This window comes from Trueperella abortisuis, assembly GCF_030811095.1.
Lineage (GTDB): Bacteria > Actinomycetota > Actinomycetes > Actinomycetales > Actinomycetaceae > Trueperella > Trueperella abortisuis.
In genome coordinates this window covers 242,736-262,650 of sequence record NZ_JAUSQL010000001.1, presented here as the reverse complement: position 1 = coordinate 262,650, position 19,915 = coordinate 242,736, and the positions used below count along the sequence as shown (strand labels likewise).

At 66.3% G+C, this 19,915-nt stretch carries 16 protein-coding genes; 3 read left to right on the top strand and 13 right to left on the bottom strand.

Annotated features, from left to right (window positions below):
* The first annotated feature begins 81 nt into the window (after positions 1-81).
* Complete coding sequence (gene pgm / locus J2S45_RS01045; protein ID WP_307634250.1) at positions 82-1,761, top strand: phosphoglucomutase (alpha-D-glucose-1,6-bisphosphate-dependent); 1,680 nt, start codon at positions 82-84, stop codon at positions 1,759-1,761.
* Positions 1,762-1,904: 143 nt separating this feature from the next.
* Here pgm and J2S45_RS01040 read toward each other — a convergent pair whose 3' ends face one another.
* From J2S45_RS01040 to J2S45_RS01025, 4 genes are read right to left on the bottom strand one after another with little or no spacing between them, the layout of a single operon-like run.
* The gene (locus J2S45_RS01040; protein WP_307634249.1) at positions 1,905-2,663 is read right to left on the bottom strand and encodes an iron ABC transporter ATP-binding protein; all 759 of its coding nucleotides are present in this window, start codon (positions 2,661-2,663) and stop codon (positions 1,905-1,907) included.
* Positions 2,660-3,724, bottom strand: a complete 1,065-nt coding sequence (locus J2S45_RS01035; protein ID WP_307634248.1) for an iron chelate uptake ABC transporter family permease subunit — start codon at positions 3,722-3,724, stop codon at positions 2,660-2,662. Before J2S45_RS01035 ends, J2S45_RS01040 begins: the two co-directional genes overlap by 4 nt.
* Complete coding sequence (locus tag J2S45_RS01030) at positions 3,721-4,926, bottom strand: ABC transporter permease (RefSeq protein WP_307634247.1); 1,206 nt, start codon at positions 4,924-4,926, stop codon at positions 3,721-3,723. Before J2S45_RS01030 ends, J2S45_RS01035 begins: the two co-directional genes overlap by 4 nt.
* Positions 4,913-5,941 (bottom strand): siderophore ABC transporter substrate-binding protein, encoded by a 1,029-nt coding sequence (locus J2S45_RS01025; protein ID WP_307634246.1) that lies wholly within the window; start codon positions 5,939-5,941, stop codon positions 4,913-4,915. Before J2S45_RS01025 ends, J2S45_RS01030 begins: the two co-directional genes overlap by 14 nt.
* Before the next feature lie 255 nt (positions 5,942-6,196).
* Here J2S45_RS01025 and gndA point away from each other — a divergent pair, with 255 nt between their 5' ends.
* A complete protein-coding gene (gene gndA / locus J2S45_RS01020; protein WP_307634245.1) occupies positions 6,197-7,672 on the top strand; it encodes an NADP-dependent phosphogluconate dehydrogenase in 1,476 nt (491 codons plus the stop codon).
* Positions 7,673-8,035: 363 nt separating this feature from the next.
* On the opposite strand, the gene J2S45_RS01015 is transcribed toward gndA, so the two are convergent.
* The 3 genes from J2S45_RS01015 to J2S45_RS01005 are packed head-to-tail and all read right to left on the bottom strand — an operon-like array spanning position 8,036 to position 11,030.
* On the bottom strand, positions 8,036-9,349 hold the full coding sequence (locus J2S45_RS01015) for a TRAP transporter large permease (RefSeq protein WP_296931988.1): 1,314 nt from the start codon (positions 9,347-9,349) through the stop codon (positions 8,036-8,038).
* The gene (locus J2S45_RS01010) at positions 9,346-9,993 is read right to left on the bottom strand and encodes a TRAP transporter small permease (RefSeq protein WP_307634244.1); all 648 of its coding nucleotides are present in this window, start codon (positions 9,991-9,993) and stop codon (positions 9,346-9,348) included. The genes J2S45_RS01015 and J2S45_RS01010 overlap by 4 nt, the downstream gene beginning before the upstream one ends.
* Positions 9,993-11,030, bottom strand: a complete 1,038-nt coding sequence (locus J2S45_RS01005) for a TRAP transporter substrate-binding protein (RefSeq protein WP_307634243.1) — start codon at positions 11,028-11,030, stop codon at positions 9,993-9,995. The genes J2S45_RS01010 and J2S45_RS01005 overlap by 1 nt, the downstream gene beginning before the upstream one ends.
* A 375-nt stretch (positions 11,031-11,405) precedes the next feature.
* Here J2S45_RS01005 and uxaC point away from each other — a divergent pair, with 375 nt between their 5' ends.
* Positions 11,406-12,812 (top strand): glucuronate isomerase, encoded by a 1,407-nt coding sequence (gene uxaC, locus J2S45_RS01000; protein ID WP_307634242.1) that lies wholly within the window; start codon positions 11,406-11,408, stop codon positions 12,810-12,812.
* Positions 12,813-12,928: 116 nt separating this feature from the next.
* On the opposite strand, the gene J2S45_RS00995 is transcribed toward uxaC, so the two are convergent.
* From J2S45_RS00995 to hpaD, 6 genes are all read right to left on the bottom strand, one after another.
* A complete protein-coding gene (locus J2S45_RS00995) occupies positions 12,929-13,777 on the bottom strand; it encodes an HpcH/HpaI aldolase family protein (RefSeq protein WP_307634241.1) in 849 nt (282 codons plus the stop codon).
* Positions 13,762-14,547, bottom strand: a complete 786-nt coding sequence (gene hpaH, locus J2S45_RS00990) for a 2-oxo-hept-4-ene-1,7-dioate hydratase (RefSeq protein ID WP_307634240.1) — start codon at positions 14,545-14,547, stop codon at positions 13,762-13,764. The genes J2S45_RS00995 and hpaH overlap by 16 nt, the downstream gene beginning before the upstream one ends.
* A 13-nt stretch (positions 14,548-14,560) precedes the next feature.
* Positions 14,561-16,492, bottom strand: coding sequence for an FAD-dependent monooxygenase (locus tag J2S45_RS00985; RefSeq protein WP_307634239.1), 1,932 nt, complete (start codon positions 16,490-16,492; stop codon positions 14,561-14,563).
* Positions 16,493-16,543: 51 nt separating this feature from the next.
* The gene (locus J2S45_RS00980) at positions 16,544-17,197 is read right to left on the bottom strand and encodes a GntR family transcriptional regulator (RefSeq protein ID WP_296931974.1); all 654 of its coding nucleotides are present in this window, start codon (positions 17,195-17,197) and stop codon (positions 16,544-16,546) included.
* A gap of 157 nt (positions 17,198-17,354) precedes the next feature.
* Positions 17,355-18,782 (bottom strand): MFS transporter, encoded by a 1,428-nt coding sequence (locus J2S45_RS00975; protein WP_307634238.1) that lies wholly within the window; start codon positions 18,780-18,782, stop codon positions 17,355-17,357.
* Entirely contained in the window at positions 18,782-19,849 is a 1,068-nt protein-coding gene (hpaD, locus tag J2S45_RS00970; protein WP_307634237.1) for a 3,4-dihydroxyphenylacetate 2,3-dioxygenase, read from the bottom strand. Before hpaD ends, J2S45_RS00975 begins: the two co-directional genes overlap by 1 nt.
* Positions 19,850-19,915 lie beyond the last annotated feature (66 nt).

Genomic DNA, 19,915 nt, shown 5'->3' with positions numbered 1-19,915 from the left:
GCCGAGCCGACCGGGCGCCTGGCGGTGGCGAGTACGCATTTGACGATAGAAGGTAGGGCCGAAAAGTGAGACGATAGAGCCATGAACGAACGTGCTGGCATGCTTGCCCAAAAGGAAGACCTCATCGACGTTGATGCCCTGATCTCCGCCTACTACGACATCGAGCCGGACCCGGACAACCCGGCTCAGCAGGTCGTGTTCGGAACGTCGGGCCACCGCGGCTCCGCTTTTGACGGCGCCTTCAACGAAGCCCATATCGTCGCCACGACCCAGGCGATTGTCGAATACCGTGCCTCGCAGGGGATCGACGGCCCGCTTTACATTGGCCGTGACACCCACGCGCTCTCCGAACCGGCCGAACGCACCGCCCTTGAGGTGCTGGCCGCCAACGACGTCGAGGTGCGGCTCGACGCCCGCGGCTCCTGGACTCCCACCCCGGCCGTGTCGCTCGCGATCCTCACTGCCAACGGCGCCGATACCGCGGCGGGCGTGCGCACGGAGGGCCCTGGCCTGGCGGATGGCATCGTCATCACGCCTTCGCACAACCCGCCGCGTGACGGCGGGTTCAAGTACAACCCGCCTCACGGTGGCCCCGCCGACACCGACGCCACCGAGGTGATCGCCGCCCGCGCGAACGAGATCCTGCGTCAGGGCTGGAAGAACGTGAAGCGCGTCCCCTACGAGCAGGCGCGCAACGCGGAGACAACGCGCGGGCACGACTACCTGTCGGCCTACGTGGACGACCTGCAGTCGATCATTGACCTCGAGGCGATCCGCACCGCCGGCGTCCGCATCGGCGCTGACCCGATGGGTGGAGCCTCCGCCGAATACTGGGGGGCGATTGGCGAGCGCTACGGTTTGGATCTGACGGTGGTCAACCCCGTGATCGACCCGGCTTGGCCCTTCATGACCCTCGACTGGGACGGCAAGATCCGCATGGATTGCTCGTCGCCCTACGCGATGGCCTCGCTGCTGGAGCGGATGAAGCCGGGCGCCGACGGCGCCGCGCCGTTCGACATCGCCACCGGCAACGACGCCGATTCGGATCGTCATGGCATCGTCACTCCCGACGCGGGGCTCATGAACCCCAACCATTACCTTGCCGTGGCGATCAAGTATCTTTTCGAGCACCGCCCCGAGTGGGGCCCGACTGTGGGCGTGGGCAAGACGCTCGTGTCCTCCTCGCTCATTGACCGGGTGGTTGCCGGGATGGGCAAGCCGATGGTCGAGGTGCCGGTTGGCTTCAAGTGGTTCGTGCCCGGGCTGGTCTCCGGCTCGATCGGGTTTGGCGGAGAGGAGTCGGCGGGTGCGTCGTTCCTGCGCAAGAATGGGACAGTGTGGACCACCGATAAGGATGGCATCATCCTCGACCTGTTGGCCTCGGAGATCCTGGCCAAGACGGGCAAGTCGCCGTCGGTGTTGCACCGCGAGTTGACGCAGACCTACGGCGAGTCTGCTTACGCACGCATCGATGCGGCGGCCACGAAGGAGGAGAAGGCGAAGCTGAAGAAGCTCTCCCCCGCCGACGTCGCCGCCACCCAGCTCGCGGGCGAGGAGATCACCGCGCGGCTGGTCGAGGCTCCCGGCAACGGCGCGCCGATCGGCGGATTGAAGGTCACCACGAAGAACGCGTGGTTCGCGGCGCGGCCCTCGGGCACGGAGGACGTGTACAAGATTTACGCCGAGTCCTTCCTGGGCCCCGAGCACCTCGCGCAGGTGCAGGCCGAGGCGAAGGACGTGGTCAGCGCGGCTCTCGCATAACGGCGGCGGTGGGCCGGGGAGGGCACCCAACCGGGCTCCCCTCCCCGGCCCACCGCGCACATGTCAAGCTAACCCCGAGGATGCTACATTAAAACCCGCTGTTTAGTGTGGCATCTACTCAATGAGTGTTGCATGTGCGGATGTTAGGCGACCGGCATGGCCACCAGGCGCCCGCCCAGCTCGGCGACGGTCACCTCGACGTCGAAGATCTGCCCCAGCACGTCCTCGCGCATGACCTCGCCCGGCGTCCCCACGCGAGCGATCTTGCCGTCCTTCATCGCGACCATGGTGTCGGCGTAGGCGGCGGCGGTGTTGACGTCGTGGATGACGATGACCACCGAGATGCCACGCTCGTCGCACACGCGGCGCAGGTGACGCATCATGTCCCGGCCGTGGCGCATGTCGAGGGCGGAGAGCGGTTCGTCGAGCAGCAGGTATGTGGTGTCTTGGGCCAGGGCCATCGCGATGAATGCACGCTGGCGTTGGCCCCCGGAGAGCTCGTCGATGAAGCGGTCGGCGAGGTCGCGCATGTTGACGCACTGCAGGGCGTCGGCGACGTGTGCGTAATCCTCGCGGGTACGCCGCCCCTTGGAGTGCGGGTGGCGCCCGAGCATCACGAGCTCGGCCACGGTCAGCCGGATGGCGAGGTGGTTCTCCTGGCGCAGGATGGCGATGGTGCGGGCCAGCGCGTCGGTGTCCCACTCGTCAAGCGTCCGCCCGTCGATCCGCACCTGCCCGCCGAGGAGCGGGTGGAGTCGCCCGATCCCGGACAGTAGCGTGGACTTGCCGGCGCCGTTCGGCCCGATGAGCGCGGTCACGCCGGAATCGGGCAGGGTGAGGGTGACGTCGCGGACCACGGGGTCGGCGTCGTAGGCCATTGTCACGTTCGTCAGCTCGATCATCGGCGAGTTCCTTTCACGATCATCGTAAGAAGCAGCAGGCCGCCGACCAGCTCCAGCACAACGGGCAGGATGGTGGCCTGGTCGATCACGTGCTCCAGGATGGCCTGGCCGCCCACGAGAACGACGACGCCGATGCCCGCCGACACCCCGATGAGCTCGCGCAGGCGGGTGGAGGTGCCGACGTAGTGGGCAATGTTGACCACGAGCAACCCGAAGAACATGAGCGGCCCGACCAGCGCCGTCGCGCAGGCCACCAGTAGCGACGACGCCGTCAGCGCCAGTCGCGCCTCCCGGCGGTAGTTGAGCCCGAGGCCGATCGCGACCTCCGGCCCGAGTGCCAAGATGTCCCACACGGGGCTGCGCACCAGGATGCAGGCGACGGCAAGGAGCGCCACGATGGTGCAGATGCCGAGGGATTCGGAGTTGACGACGGCGAAGGAGGCCGTTCCGGCGTCGGCGACGGAGAGGTACTCGCCGGGATCCATCACAGTAGAGAGCAGTGAGGTGACGGAGCGCAGGAAGGTTCCCACGACGATCCCGACGAGTACGAGTAGGTAGACGTTCGAGCGTTTTCCACGCAAGACCGCCAAAAACATGGACACGGCGAGCCCGGTCATGAGGGCCGTGTTGATGAGGAACATGATCGCGTTGGGCACGGCGCCCACGGCTGCGGAGCCGAAGAAGAAGACGGAGGCTGTCGCCACCAGCTGGAACATGGAGTCGAAGCCCATGACGGATGGGGAGAGGATCCGGTTACGGGTGACTGCCTGGAAGACGGCGGTGGCGGTGGTCAGCGACACGGCGACGACGACGAGTGCCCCTAACCGCGTGGCCCGCAGCGCGCCGATGATGGCCCAGGCGTCGAGGGCGTCGTAGGTGAGGAAGAAGGCGCCGGCGGCGAGGGCGAGGAGTCCGACGAGGATGAGGCGCCGGCGGGACTTGGCGCGCTGGGCGCTCAGGACCTTCTCGATCGGGGGCGGGGTCGAGCCGGGCGCGGCAAGGGCCGGCGTTGCGGGTGCGGGCGCGGCGTCGTGGGCGACGCGGGTGGTGTGAGCGGTCATTTCTTCACCCTCTTCATGAGGATCGCGAGGAAGATCCCGGCGCCGAGGATGCCCATGACGACGCCGACGGGGACCTCGGCGGGGGCGATGAGGACGCGGCCGATGATGTCGGCGACGAGCACGAAGGTGGCGCCCATGAGGGCGACGAGGGGGAGGGAGCGGCGGATGTCGTCGCCGTGGAAGATGGAGACGAGGTTGGGGACGACGAGCCCGAGGAAGGGCAGCGGCCCGGCGACCACGGTGGTGATGCCGGTGACGACGGCGACGATGGTCAGCCCCACGCTCTGGACGGCGCCGTAGTTGAGGCCAAGGTTGCGGGCGAGGTCTTCGCCGAGCCCGGCGATGGTGAAGCGGTCGGCGAAGAGGTAGGCCAGGGCGGCGACGACGGCGACGATCCACAGCAGTTCGTAGCGGCCGCGGATGATGCCGGAGAAGTCGCCGGTCATCCAGGCGTTGAGGGTGCCTTGGAGCTGAAATTCCCAGGCGAGGAATGTGGCGGCGGAGCCGATGATGCCGGACAGAATGAGTCCGACGAGGGGGACGACGATGATGTCGCGGTGGTCGAGGCTGCGCAGGATGAGCGTCAGCAGCGCGGTTCCCGCGAGCGCGAAGGCGACGGCGATGAGCATCTTGCCGGGCAGGGAGAGCGTGGGGAGGAAGACGGTGGCAACGAGAATGCCGAGTCCGGCGGATTCGGTGACGCCGGTGGTGGACGGTTCGACGAAGCGGTTGCGCACGAGGAGTTGCATGACGAGGCCGGCAACGGCCATCGCGGCGCCGGAGAGGATGACGGCGAGGGTGCGCGGCAGGCGGGAGACGAAGAGGATTTGGAGGTCGCTGGCGGAGGCCTCGCCGGTCAGGATCGCCCCGATGGACATGTCTGCCCCGCCGATGAGGGTGGAGACGACGCCGAGAACGAGGACGGCGCCCGCCATGATCCCCATCGCGCGAAGGAAGTGGCCGCGGCGCGCCGAGCGCGTACACGAGCGCGACTCCTCGCATTCGGCGTGGCGGCAACCCCGGAACTGTTCGAGCTTGAGAGGTTGGAGCGGGCGGCGCTGGCCGGGCCGGTCTTGGCCAGGCCGGTCTTGGCCTGGCCGGCGCGGGGCGGTTTCCGCCCCGCGCGGGTGGGCCTGCGGTTGGCGTGGCGCGTCCGCGCCCGAGTCGGGCGCGGACGCCTCCATCGACTTACTTGATCGCATCAGCAACTTCGTCGAGCATGGCGGGGAAGTTGGTGGCGCCGGTCATGACGATGTACCAGCGCTCCGGGCTCAGGTAGACGATGTGGCCGTTTTGGGCGGCGGTGGTGGAGTTGACGAGGTCGTTGTCGAGGACCTGTTGCGCGGTGTCGCCGGCCTCGGCCTTGCCGACTGCGGCGTCTCGATCGACCACGAAGATCCAGTCCGGGTTGAGTTCCTTGACGGTCTCGAAGGAGACCTTGTCACCCTTGTGGCCCTCGTCCGCCTCGGGCTTCTGGTAGGCCTGGCCGAATCCGAAGACGTCCCAGATGGGCGCCCAGCGCGAGCCCCGGTCATGGAGCGAGATTTCGCCTGCGTTGGTCATGATGACGAGCGCGTTACCCTTGCCTTCACCCTTGCCGGAGTACTTGGCGATCTTGGCGGTGATGGCCTCGGCTGCGGCCGCGCCCTTGGCGTCGGCGCCCACGGCCTGCGCGACCATCTCCACGTTTTGCGGGACGGTGGCCGAGTAGTCCTCCGTCTTCCACGAGTGGGTGGCGTCGATCGTCGTGAAGACCTTGGAGAATTCCTCGTAGAACTTCGCCGAGCGCCCGCCCACGATCACCAGGTCCGGCTTGAGCTTGGCGATGGCCTCCATGTCGGGCTCCTTGAGGCCGCCCACGGAGGTCACCTTGGAGTAGTCGATGCCGTCCGCATCCTTGAGCCAGGTGGGGACGGAGGCGGTCACGGTGCCGACCACGCGGTCGCCGGCGCCGACGGCGTCGATCGTGTCGAGTGCCGCCATGTCGAGCACGACGATCGACTCGGGCTTGGCCTCGATGGTCGTCTGGCCCTGCGCGTGGGTGATGGTGCGCGGGAAGGTGGCCTCGGCGGATTCGGTGGTGGCCTCCTGGGTGGCGGTGGTTTCGGTACCGGTGGCGGTGCTTGTCTTTCCCGGGGTGGCCGATGAGCATGCGCTCAGGGCAAGGACGCTCGCGGCGGTGAGGGCCGCGAGTTTCATAACCTTGGGAAGGTGCATGTGTGTCTCCTTCAATGTGGCGCTAGCGGGCGCTAGCGCGTCGTGCGGTCATTACGAAAGCCGTGCGTTGCTTAATGCACTTAGGTCAACCTAATCTATCTGGCGCGCGATTTCAAAGCTCGGGGGAAAAGTCTTGCGTAATTCACCGCCCGTGAGCCCCGCCCAATCGCATCAAGCGCTTGCCAGAGGCATTTCGGCACACCCATTCACAGCCGCGAGCGGTAAGTTAGAAGGGTAGACCGACAAAGGAGAATCATGAGCTTCCCTGCCCCCACCCCCGCCATCGCAGACATCGGCGTGACCGGCCTCGGCGTCATGGGCGCCAACCTCGCCCGCAACCTCGCCCGCAACGGCTTCAAGGTCGCGATCCACAACCGCTCCGTCGGCCGCACCGAACGCCTCATCGCCGAGCACGGCGAGGAGGGCCAGTTCTTCCCGGCCGAGTCGATAAAGGACTTCGTCGCCAGCCTGTCCACCCCACGCGTCGCCATCATCATGGTCCAAGCCGGGGCCGCCACCGACGCCGTCATCGAACAGCTCGCCGCCGAGATGGAGGAAGGCGACATCATCGTCGACTGCGGCAACTCGCAGTACATGGACACCCGACGTCGTGAAGCCTCCCTCTCCGAGCGCGGCTTCCACTTCGTGGGCGCCGGGGTTTCCGGCGGCGAAGAGGGCGCACTGCTCGGCCCGGCGATCATGCCCGGCGGCACCCCAGCCTCCTACGACCGCCTCGGCCCCATGTTCGAAACCATCGCCGCCAAGGCGAACGGCGAGCCGTGCTGCATGCACGTCGGCCCCGACGGTGCCGGCCACTTCGTCAAGATGGTCCACAACGGCATCGAATACGCCGACATGCAGCTCATCGCCGAAGCCTACGAGATCATGCGCGCGCTCGGTATGAGCGCCCCCGAGATCGGCGACGTCTTCGCCGAGTGGAACAAGGGCGACCTCGAGTCCTACCTCATCGACGTCACCGCCGAGGTCCTTCACCACGAGGACCCGAAGACGGGGCGCCCATTCGTCGACATCGTGGCGGATCGCGCCTCGCAGAAGGGCACCGGCGCCTGGACCGTCCAGACCGCCGCCGGCCTTGGCATCCCCGTCACCGGGATCGCGGAGGCGACGTTCGCCCGCTCGCTGTCGGCGTCGGTGGCGCAGCGGCAGGCCGCGCAGTCCGCGTTGCCGAGCCACGCCTCCGACCTGGGCGAGCTTGCGGGTGCCGCGACGCCCGCGGACCGGGCCGCCTTCATCGAGGACGTCCGCCTCGCCCTGTACGCCTCGAAGATGGTGGCCTACTCGCAGGGCTTCGAGTTGATCCGTGCCGCCTCCGACGAGTACGGCTGGGACGTCCAGCTCGGGGCGCTGGCCAAGATCTGGCGCGCCGGCTGCATCATCCGCGCCCGCTTCCTCGACCGCATCACCGAGGCCTACGCCCGCGACGCCGGCCTGCCCCTCCTCCTCGCCGATGAGTTCTTCGCCCACGAGATCGGTGCCGCCGTGCCCGCCTGGCGCCGAGTGCTCACCGCCGCGCTCGGGGCCGGCATCCCGGTGCCGGCGTTCACGTCGTCGCTGGCCTACTACGACGGCGTGCGCTCGCCCCGCCTGTCCGCCAACCTCATCCAGGCCCAGCGCGACTTCTTCGGTTCGCACACCTACCAGCGCGTGGATATGGAGGGCACTTTCCACACCACGTGGTCGGAGGACCGGGCCGAGGAGCAGTGGGCCTAACCCGCCGGGCGCCGGGCGCCCGCCCGGCTTGATCTAGCCCGTCCGGCTCTGTCCAGTCCTGTCTGGGCCTGCCTGGGCGTGGCCCTATCTGGCTTCACCGCCCTGCCCGGCCCGGCCCTCCGGCCCGGCACCCGGCGCCGGGCCGGAGGGCCGGGCCGAGATCAAAGCAACGTGGACGATTGTGGCGTCATCTCCGTATATGGGGAGATGACGCCACAATCGTCCACTGAAGTCAAACCCGGCTCGGTTGGTCGCGCGGGCCCGGGGGCGCAAGCTGGGCGGGAGCCAAGCGGAACCCGCAGGTAGAACCCGCAAGCGGGAGCCAGGCGCGATGGCGGGCGCTCCCGCCATCGCGCCTCCCGACTAAATCAGCCCCAGCACCCCTGGCAGCCACAGCGAGACCGCGGGGACGAAGACCACCACGAACAGCGCCAGGATGATGCCCACGAGGAACTGCCACAGCTTGGAGATCACGGCCTCCATGCGCAAGCCGGCCACCTTCGCACCCACGAAGAGCACGTTACCCACGGGCGGCGTGATCACGCCGACCGAGAGATTCATGACGACCATCGCGCCAAAGTGCACCGGGTGAATCCCGATCTCAGTGACGATGGGCAAGAAGATCGGCACGAAGATGAGGATCGCGGGCGTCGGATCCATGAACGTGCCCACCACCAGCAAGATCAGCATGATGATGATGAGGATGCCGGTGGGCGAGTCAGTGATGGACAGCAGGCCGGAGGCGATCATGTCGGGGATGCGTGCGAAGGCCATCACCCACGACAACCCGGCCGAGACCGCCACCAGGAACATGACCACAGCGGTGGTGCGGGTGGCGCTGATGATGATCCCCGGCAGGTCCTTAACCTTGATGTTCTTGTACAGGAAGCCCAGCACCAGGCAGTAGACCACGGCGATGGCGGAAGACTCGGTGGCGGTGAACGCGCCCCCGAGGATACCGCCAACCACGATGACGATCATGAGCAGCGACGGAATCGCGCGCCACAGGGTCACGCCGATAACCTTCGCGCTCGGGCGCTCAGTCACCTGCACCACGTTCTTCTTCTCGTGGCGGAAGTACAGGATGAGGGCCACGATCATACACGCGACCACCCACAGGGTGCCCGGGCCGACGCCAGCCATGAACAGGGCAGCGATCGAGGTGGAGGACACGAGGGAGTACACGATGAACGTGTTCGACGGCGGGATCAGCATGCCCGACGGCGCGGAGGCCACGTTCACGGCGGCGGTGTACTCGCGCGAGTAGCCGTCCTTGACCATGCGGGGGTTCATGATGGTGCCGATGGCGGAGGCGGCGGCAACGGCCGCACCAGACACGGAGCCGAATAGGCCGTTAGCCACCACGTTGGTCAGCGCCATCGATGCCGGCATCCGGCCCACGAGCACCTTGGCGGCGTCGATGAGCCTGGCCGCGATGCCGCCGGAGTTCATGAGCACGCCGGCCAACACGAAGAACGGGATGGCCAGCAGCGAGAAGGAGTTGACGCCGGTGAACATGCGCCCCGCGATGGACATGGCGGCCACGTCCGGGTTCATCACCGCCATCGCCGCGATGACGGTGGGCAGGCCGATGGCCACGGCGATCGGCACCGAAGTGGCGATCAGGAGGATGATTCCAACAAGCAGGATGAGTCCTGCAACAGCGGTAGGTGTCACAGCTGGGCTCCCTTCGTGCCAGCGGCGTTACCCGCCCCTGCGCCCTTGTTAACGACGCCGTCAGCGCCAGCCGCGCCCGCGGCGTCGTCGACGACGCTACCCTCGGCCTCGGCCTCAATCATGATCTTTTCTGCTTCCTCGAGGGCGGCTTCAGCCTCGGGGATGGGGAAGTTGGACTCGCGCCCGGTGGCAATCTCGATGATGTGGTAGATCGCGTAAAGCACGATCGCCACACCGGAGATGGGGAGCACGAGGTAGACGGAACCGATGTTCACCGGCAGGGCGGTCAGATTCTGCGACCAGGCGTTCATCGCGGCGTTCCAGCCGCCCCACACGAGGGCGACGAGGCCGAGGACGAGGGAGACGACGTGGGACCAGATCGCGAAGACCTTCTGGCTGCGCTCGGGGGCCCTCAGCACAAGGAACTCGACGGCCATGTGGCCGCGCTCGCCGTACACAAATGCAAGCCCGAGGAAAGACAGCCAGACGAAGAGCATTTTGGCCAGCTCTTCAGACCAGGTCACCGGTGAGTGGAGGACGAGGCGGGAGAAGACCTGCCACGTGGTGGAGAAGACGAGGCCGACGAACAGGATGATGCACAGCCAGCCGAGGAATTTAGTGGTGAAGTGATGGACGCGTTCCATTACTGACCCCCTTCGGTGTCGGCCGCGCGAATGGCGTCGAAGAGCTCGCGCTGGTAGCCGTCAGAGACGTACATGTCGACGATCGGGGCGAGCGCCTTGGCGAAGGCCTCCTTGTCGACGTCGTAGAAGGTCGCGCCGTGCTCCTCCGCGATGGCCTTGGATTCTTCGGTGTATTTCTTCCACAGGTCGGTGTGGAAGTCCATGGACTCGTAGAAGCAGTCGTAGAGGATCTCACGGTCAGCTTCGGGCATGGCCTTGAGGAGGTCGTTGCGCATGATCATGTAGTCCAGGCCCACCAGGTGGTTGGTGTAGGACAGGTAGGGCGCCACCTCCATGTGCCGGGCGGTGTTGTAGGAGACGATGTTGTTCTCCGCGCCGTCGAGCACGCCGGCCTGCAACGCGGAGTAGACCTCGCCGTAGGACAGCGGCGTGGCCGATCCGCCCATGAGCTTGATCATCTCGATGTGCATGTCGGATTCTTGGACACGGATCTTCTTGCCCGCGAGGTCGGCGGGCGTACGCACCGGACCATACGTGGTGTAGATGTGACGCTCACCCTGGGTGTAGCCGCCGAGCACCGTGATATTTTCCTTGTCCTCAAGGGAGGCGAAGAGGTTGCCGACAATCTCTGGCTCTTTGATGACCTTGATCTGGTGGTCGATGGAGCTGAAGGTGGTGGGCATGTTGAGGACGCGGAAGTCCTGGTTGATGTTCTCCAGCTGGGTACCGGACACGATCGCCATTTCGATGGCGCCGGACTTGACGTACTGGAGGACTTCCTGCTGCGAGCCGAGTTGCTCGTTGGGGAAGACCTCGATCACGTAGCGCCCATCGGTACGCTCAGCGACGTCTTTAGAAAACTTCTCAAGGGCCTTGAAGGACGGATGCGATTCCGACTGGTTGAGGGCGACCTTGAAGTATGAAACGGTATCCGCCTCGCCCACCGAGTCAAGCTGAATGCCTCCCAGTCCGGCGCAGCCGGACAGCAGGAGCGACACGCTTGCCGCGAGAGCGAGAAGGTTCCAACGTCTCTTCATTGGATCTCCTTAGCATGCGGGGTACGAGTGCTACCCCATGTGTGTGAGCCAGCATTGGCCGTGGTTGTACTCGTCGACGCGGCAGCCTTGCGTGCGTCTTCCAAGCTATTTTGAGACTATCAAGATTATGCGACTGCGCGGGGGACCTTCGCCATGTACTATTTCACAACCAGAAATGGGCGTTTAATTCCGCGAAACGCATGACACGTTCGCAGTCGACACATAGAGTTAAGCCAAGGGCGCGCCACCGCAGGCACGCCCACGCCGTCTCAGCGCGGCCGCCGTCCCACCGACGGCGGCGGGCCACGGCCCGCCGCCCGCTCAGACCGCCCATCACCCGCCGCCCCGCCGGCCCCGACGCATAGGAAGGCACTCATGAAACTCCAGCCGCACCCGGATCGGCTCTTCCCCGCCGATCCCACCACCCGCGAGATCGCCCGCAACCTGTACTCCCTCATCAAGGACGCGCCGATCATCTCCCCGCACGGCCACGTCCCCCCGGAGTGGATCGCAGACGACATCCCCTTCACGGACCCGACCTCCCTCCTCATCACCCCCGACCACTACGTCAACCGCATGCTGCACAGCCACGGCGTGGAGCTCAGCGAGCTCGGCGTGGGGCAGAAGGAATTCAGCGAGGAGCAGTCCCGCAACGCCTTCCGGATCCTGTGCTCGAACTGGTGGCTTTACCGCGGCACGCCCGTGAAATACTGGATGGAGAACGAGCTGTTCGATTACTTCGACGTGCGGGTGCGCCCGTCGGCGGAGACCGCGGACCAGATCTACGACCAGATCGCCGAGCGCCTTGCCGAGCCGGAGTATCGCCCGCGCGCGCTGTACAAGCGCTTCAACATCCAGTTCCTCGCCACCACCGACGATCCGTGTGATTCCCTCGAGCACCACAAGAAGATCCGCGAGACCTTCGACGGCATCGTCGTGCCGACCTTCCGCCCGGACAAGTACCTCGAGCCCGCCCGCGCCGACTGGCCGCAGCTGATGGCGGCGCTGTCGGAGGCGTCGGGCGTGGATACGACATCCTGGGCCGGTTTCAACGCCGCGATGGAGAACCGCCGGGCCTACTTCAAGGCGGCCGGCGCAATCTCGACCGACCACTCCCACCGCGATCCGGGAACGGCACGCCTTTCCGACACCGACGCTGAGCGCATCTATCAGCAGGCCCTTGCGGGCAAGGTCTCCCCCGACGATGCCGACGCGCTGCGCCGCTCCATGGTCTACGAGCAGGTGCGCATGGCCTCGGAGGACGGGCTGGTCATGACCATGCATCCGTCCGTCTACCGCAATCACCACACGCCCACGTTCAACAAGTACGGCGCCGACGTTGGCTGCGACATCCCGCTCAAGACTGAGTTCGCCGCCGCACTTCAGCCCGCGCTGGCGGACTTCGGGGACTCGGAGAACCTTCACCTCATCCCGTTCACCATGGACGAGACGGTCTACTCGCGTGAGCTTGCGCCGTTGGCCGGGTTCTACCGCTCGGTGTTCATCGGCGTGCCGTGGTGGTTCATCGACGCCCCCGAGGCGATGGTCCGCTTCCGCGGCGCCGTCACCGAGACTGCGGGCTTCACCCGCACCTCGGGCTTCATCGACGATACCCGCGCCTTCTGCTCCATCCCCGCCCGCCATGACGTCTCGCGCCGTATCGATGCCGGCTACGTGGCCAAGCTGGTGGCCGAGCACCGCCTGGAGATGGATGAGGCCGAGGAGGCAATCCGCGAGCTGGTGGTCGGCAACCCGGTTCGCGCCTTCAAGCTCGAGGGGTAAGCGGCCGTCCAGGCCGCATCGGCGAGAGGCCTGCCCTTCGCGGGACGATTTGGGCCGCATCTTCGTATATATGAAGATGCGGCCCAAATCGTCCCGCGTGGGTCGGTCGACGCGGACTAGTAGGAGGCACTGTCCCCGAGGTACTCGGCCGCCAGGTGCTCGCTTTGCCGGGCAAGGATGGCCACGTCGGCCCCGACGAGGATGAAGTCGATCCCGGCATCCAGGTAGGAGTGGGCGAGGGCGGGGTCAAAGGCGTTGATACCCACGGGCTTGCCGGCCCGCCGGCCCGCCTCGATGGCGCGGTGCACGGCCGCCACGACATCGGGATGGGCCTGCTGGCCGATCACCCCCATCGACGCGGCCAGGTCGGAGGGGCCGATGAAGATGGCGTCCACGCCCTCGGTGGCGGCGATCGCCTCGACGTTGTCCACCGCCTCCGCGGACTCGATCTGCACGGTCAGCGACACGAGGTCGCTGGCGCGCGTCAGATAGTCCGGCACCCGGTTCCACCTGGCTCCGCGTGCAAGCGCCGAGCCAACGCCGCGCACTCCCGCCGGCGGGTAGCGCACCGAGCGCACCGCCCGCGCGGCCTCCTCGGCGGTGTTGACCATCGGCACAAGGAGATTCTGCGCGCCGAGGTCGAGGAACTGCTTGATGACCACCCAGTCGTTGACCGGCACCCGCACCACCGGGGTGGTCGGGTAGGCGGCGATGACCTGCAGTTGGGCCTGGATCTGGGAGAGGCCAAGCGGCGCGTGCTCACCATCAATGAGGATCCAGTCCAGGCCCGCGCCCGCGCAGATCTCCGCATTCACGGTCGAGCCGGACGTCACCCACATGCCGACCAGCCCGCGCCTGCCACCACCAGCGCCACTACCAGCGCCGCCATCAGCGCCAGCGCCTACCGCCCGCCGCTCCCGCAGGAGCTGGCCGAAGGTGGGCGGGAGCTCTACACGAAACGACATGAGATCGTCCCCATCCTTCCGTAGTCGCACAGCACGGTGTCTCCGCGCTCAACCCACATGGGCCGGGTGAAGGAGCCGGCGAGGATGACCTCGCCGGCCTCGAGGCGATCCCCGTGTTGGGCGAACTTGTTCGCCAGCCAGGCCACACCCGTGCCGGGATGGTTGAGGACGCCGGCCGCCACGCCGGTCTCCTCGATCGTCTCGTTCTTGTACAGCAGGGCCGACACCCAGCGCAGGTCGATCTCGTGCGGGCCCATCGGATTGCCGCCGAGCACCATGGCACCGTAGGCGGCGTTGTCCGAGATGGTGTCCACGATCGTGCGGCCCTCGAGCTCGATGTGGGAGTTGAGGATCTCGAGCGCCGGGGTGACGTACTCGGTGGCGCGCAGCACGTCGAAGAGCGTGCAGCCGGGCCCCTCGAGGGGGTCCTTGAGCACGAAGGCGAGCTCGACCTCGATGCGCACGTTCAAGAACCTGTCGTAGTCGATGACGGAGCCGGTTTCGTACACCGTGTCGTCGAACATGACGCCGTAGTCCGGCTCGCTGATGCCGGTGGCGGCCTGCATCGCTTTGGAGGTCAGGCCGATCTTGCGGCCCACGATCCAGCGCCCGCTGGCCAGCTCGCGGTCGCGCCAGGCGGCTTGGATGGCGTAGGAGTCCTCCACTGTGGCATCGGGGTAGCGCGCGGTGATGCGCTTGATCACCGTGCGGTGGCGGTCGGCGTCGGCCAGCTCCGCGGCGATCTGGTCGAGTGTTGCCTGTTCCAGCATGGTCTTCCTTTCGTCACTGGCCGGGGCGCGCGGCCGCCGGAGTGTTTGCGGACAGGTCGAAGATCGGGTCGAAGAAGTTCGTCAGCGACTCGGTGTCCTCGAGCGAGGTGATGTGAGCGACGTACATGTCGGGGCGAACGACGACGACGGCGCCGTCGCGTGAGATCCCGCGCTCGTCAAAGATGTCAATCTCCGGGTGAACCGAGAAGACCTGGTTCCAGTCTTCGATCTGGAACGGGCCGGTTTTGGGGCGGAAGACCGCCGGCGCGTCTGTCACCTCGAAGTCGTGGTGGTGTTGCTGGTAGATCACCTTGATGTCGAAGAGGGTGTCGGCGTCGTCGCCGGGGCGGGTGTGGCGGACGAGCGGCGAGGCCGGGTCCTTCTCCAGCCATGTCGCGAACTTCGCCACTTTGGAGTCCTTGTCTTTCGGCGAGGCCTGGTCGGCGAAGACGTAGATACGCCAGCGCCCATCGGCCTGGTGGAGGTGGCCGAGGTGCGGGTAGTTGGCGTCGTTGCGCCTGGTGACCTCCACTGACTTGAAGCGTTTGCCGAGCGGGTAGCCGGTGGCGAGTTCCTGTTTGGCCTCCCCTGAGATGAGCAGGCCGACGGGGTATTCGGTCATGAAGCCGGCCGGGAACTCGGCTGTCTTGAGGTAGAACTCCTCGATGCCTTCGCCTTCCGGGTCGGCCATGCGCGCGGACCATTCGAGGTCGAAGTCGATGAGGTCCTGGGCGATCTGCTGGCGCTCGCCGTTGTAGGTGTGTAGCAACGACGGCGAGGAGTAGCCGCGTAGCACCTGTCCGAGCTTCCAGCCGAGGTTGAAGCCGTCCTGCATGGAGACGTTCATGCCTTGGCCCGCTTTGGCCGAGTGGGTGTGGCAGGCGTCGCCTTCGATGAAGACGCGCGGGTCCTGCTTGTCCCGGTTCTCGGGGAGCACGTCGTCGAAGCGCTGGGTCACCCGGTGGGCCACCTCGTAGACGGACCACCAGGCGGTGTCTTGCACGTCAATCGTGTAGGGGTGGAAGATCTCGTTGCACTTCTTCAGGATTTCCTCGAGCGGGGTCTGGCGGATCTTGTGGTTGTCGTCCTCGGCCACCTCGCCCAGGTCGATGTAGGAGCGGAAGAGGTAGCCGCCCTCGCGCGGGATGTGGAGGGAGGAGCCGGCCTTGGAGTGGATGATGCACTTGGTGTGGATGTCGGGGAAGTCGGTGCGGGCGATGACGTCGGCCACGCCCCACGCGTGGTAGGAGATCTTGCCGGTGTGGGTGGCGCCGATGCACCTGCGCACGCCCGAGGTGGCGCCGTCGGTGCCGACCACGTACTTGGCGTTGACGCTCACCTCCTCGCCCTTGTTCCACTCCCCTGAGCCGCGTAGCTTGACCCGCACGGGGTAGTCTTCGCTGCCGGCGCCGACCTCGAGGTCGAGGAACTCCCACCCGTAGTGGGGGCGCATGCGTGAGGGCTGGTTGTACATGAACTCGGCGAAGTAGTCGAGCACGCGGGCCTGGTTGACGATGATGTGTTCGAACTCGGAGATGCCGTGTTCATCGTCGATCGTCCAGCCGGTACGGATGATGTTGCCGGGGTTGTCCGGATCGTCGTTCCAGAAGGCCGTCTCGGTGATCTGGTAGGCCTCATCGACGATCTCGTGGCGGAAGCCGAAGGCCTGGAAGGTTTCTACACTGCGGGCCTGGATGCCGTCTGCCTGGCCGAGGATGAGGCGGTGGGGGCGCTTGTCGATGAGGACGGCGTTGATGTCGTCGTAGACGGAGAGGGAGGCGGCCGTCATCATGCCGGCCGGCCCGGCGCCAACGATGAGAACGTCGATGTTCTGCGGCATGTCCGGGTGTGGCGCCTCCGGGGCCTCCCAGCGCTCGAGTCCGATCCCGGCCGCGGCCTTGCGGCGCGGGTTGGTGGAAACGTAACCGTGGTGATGGAATTTCACTTGTCAAACCTTTCACTTCGTTGTGAAACCAGGGGGCGAGGCCCCTGTCTCTTATGTGGCTGACGCCAATGAACGCTCGAGCGAGGCGAGCTTATGTTGGCGCGCATAGTTCTCGATGGTCTGGGCGTCGGCCCCCGACTCGATCAGTTCGAGGAGGTGGGCGTGTTGTTCGACCGAGATGCTTGATCGCTGGGGGTCGAAGGCGAATGAGGAACGGCGGATAAGGGTTACGCGCTCGGCCTCGGCGGTGAGGAGTGTGAGGACGCGCGAGTTGGGGCACGGAGCGCACAGCAGCGTGTGGAACTCACCGTTGAGCCGGCGGTAGGCGGCGGAGTCGAAGGTGAGGGCCTCCACGAGGAAGCGCATCTCGTTGTTGATGGTGTGGGCACGCTCGAGGTCGTCGGGGGTGATGGCGCTGGCCGCGAGCGCGGTGGCCACCCCCTCGAGGTAGGCGAGCGTGGCGAACGATTCGGCGTAGCCGGAGACGTCGATCTGCGAGACCTGTGCCCCCACGTTGTGCGTGTATTCCACGAGTCCCTCGGCTTGCAGCCAGCGGATGGCTTCGCGGACGGGTACGGTGGACACACCGAATTCCTTGGCCAGGGTGGACAGGGTGAGCCTGTATCCCGGCGAGTAGCGTCCGTTGACGATCCCGTCGCGGAGCTCCTCGTAGACCTGGGTGGACTTCGATGTTTGCACTGTCATGTTCATTTCCTTTTGTGGGGTCATAGTTGCCGACGACGACGGCCGGCTGCTGGCTGCTGCCGGTTGCCGACGACGACGGCCGGCTGCCGGCGGCGCCGACTGGGGTGCCTCTGCCGCGAGGCAGGTGCCTATGACCCCACAGTTTACTGGGAAGGGTTTAGAACCCGGCCCCGCGGTCGAAGGTCGATTCGAGGACCCCGTCCCCGCGGGACAGGTCGGTGAGTACCTCGTTCAGTTCGCCGTCGGCGGCGGGGCTGAGGTCGCGGCCCGTGCGGTCCTTCAGTGTCAGGAGCGTGATAAACGCGATGACGGTGACGCCGAAGATGTAGGCGGCCACGGCCATGGAGGTGTTGAACTTGGCCTGCAGCGCGGTTGCGATGAACGGGGCGAAGGCGCCGCCGAGGATCGAGCCGAACGCGTAGGCCAGGCCGGCACCCGAGTAGCGGATCTTGGCCGGGAACATCTCAGCGAACATCGCCGACTGCGGGCCGTAGGTGAAGCCGATCGGGATCGCCAACACCACCATGCCCAGGCCGATGAGCCCGTAGTTCTCGGTGTCGAGGAAGCTGAACACGACCCAGATCCACACCATTTGGATGAGGAATCCGATGATGTAGGTTTTCTTGCGGCCGATGATGTCCGACACCCACGCGGAGAAGATCGTGGAGGCGATCCACATGAGGGCTGCGAGGGAGACGAGGTTGAGGATGACTGAGCGTTCTAGGCCCAGGTCGTTCGTCGTGTAGGACAGGATGTAGCCGCCGGTGATCATGTAGCCGGCAACGCCGTTGCCGGCGAAGATGACTGCTCCTTGGATGAGGGGCTTCCAGGCGGTGCGGAACATCTCCACCATCGGCAGGCGCACCTGTTCGTCCTGCTCGTCGGCCTTGCGGATTTCCTCCATCACCGGGGATTCGGAGACCCCCATGCGGATGACGAAGCCGATGACGACGAGGACGATGGACAGGAGGAAGGGCACGCGCCAGCCCCAGCTGGCGAACTGGTCCTCGGTGGTCAGGTGAGAGGTGATGGCCAACACCAGGGTCGCCAGCAGCATGCCGAGCGGGACGCCGATCTGCGGAAAGCCGCCGAAGAGGCCGCGCCGGTGCGTGGGGGCGTGTTCCACGGCCATGAGGGCCGCGCCACCCCACTCGCCGCCGGCTGCGAATCCTTGGAGGATGCGCAGGACGATGAGGAGGATGGGCGCCGCCACGCCGATCGAGTCGTACGTGGGGAGCAGACCGATGAGGAAGGTCGCCGATCCCATGAGCATGAGCGTGGCAACCAGCATCGTCTTGCGTCCCAGCTTGTCGCCGAAGTGCCCGGCGACGGCCGCGCCGAGCGGTCGGAAGAAGAAGGAGATGCCGACCGTTGCGAACGAGATCAGCCGGCCGGCCACCTCCCCCGCGCCTTGCACGAAGGGGTCGAAGAACAGCGGGGCGAGGACGATCGCCGCGGCGTTGGCGTAGATGAAGAAGTCGTACCACTCGACGGCGGTCCCCACGAGGGTGCCGAGCGCGACGCGGCGGTCTTCCTTCCTCTTCGTCGACAGGACGAGGGCGGCGCCGGTGTTGGCCGCACCCATCAGATCTGCTCTCCGAGTTTGAAGCCCCTCTCGGCGTCGTCCTTGCGGGTGTAGGAGAAGCCGTCGGCGCCGATGGTCACGTCGAGTTCGCGCGCGTCGGTGCGGGCCACGAGGGGCTGGATGTTGCCGTCGAGGTCGAGCACGCGGGAGGCGTCCGTGTACCAGGACGGGACGACGGGGGTGCCCCACCAGTCGCGGCGCTGGTTGTCGTGGACGTCCCAGGTGACCACGGGGTTGTCGGGGTCGCCCGTGTAGTAGTCCTGGGTGTAGATCTCCACGCGGTGCCCGTCCGGGTCGCGCAGGTAGAGGTAGAAGGCGTTGGAGACGCCGTGGCGGCCCGGGCCGCGCTCGATCTGGTCGGAGATGCGCAGGGCGCCCAGCTTGTCGCAGATGGCGAGGATGTTGTGCTTCTCGTGGGTGGCGAACGCGATGTGGTGCATGCGCGGGCCGTCGCCGCCGGTCATCGCCGTGTCGTGGACGGTGGCCTTGCGCCGCATCCAGGAGGCGTAGGTAACGCCGGCGTCGTCCTTGATGTTCTCCGTGGTGCGGAAGCCGAGGTTCTCCATGTATGTGGTGGCGGAGGGCACGTCCGGTGTGACCTGGTTGAAGTGGTCGAGGCGGACGATCTGGCCGGGGATCTGCAGGTCGTAGCGCCAGGCGAGGCGCTCGACGTGGTCGACTTCGTAGAAGAACTCGTATGGGAAGCCGAGCGGGTCGACGACGCGCACGGCGTTGTGCACTCCGTCCGTGAAGTCGCCGCGGCGGGTCTCGCAGCCGAGTTCCTGGTAGAAGGCTTCGGCTTTGTCCACGTCCTCCTGCGAGCGCACGCGGAATGCGAAGGCGGCGACGGCGGGCTCCTTGCCCTTGCGTAGCACGAGGTTGTGGTGGATGAACTCCTCCGCGGCGCGCAGGTAGATCGAGTTCTCGTCTTCCTTCGTCACGACGAGGCCCAGGACGTCCACGTAGAAGAAGCGCGACTTCTCCAGGTCGGTGACGACGAGCTCCATGTAGGCGCAGCGCAGGACGTCCGGCGCCGGTGCTTGCGGAACCTTGGTGATATCGGACATGTTCAGTCTCCTTTGGCTGAATATTTCAAGGGGTGCGCCCCTCCGTTGGGGCTTGTTCAATCGTGG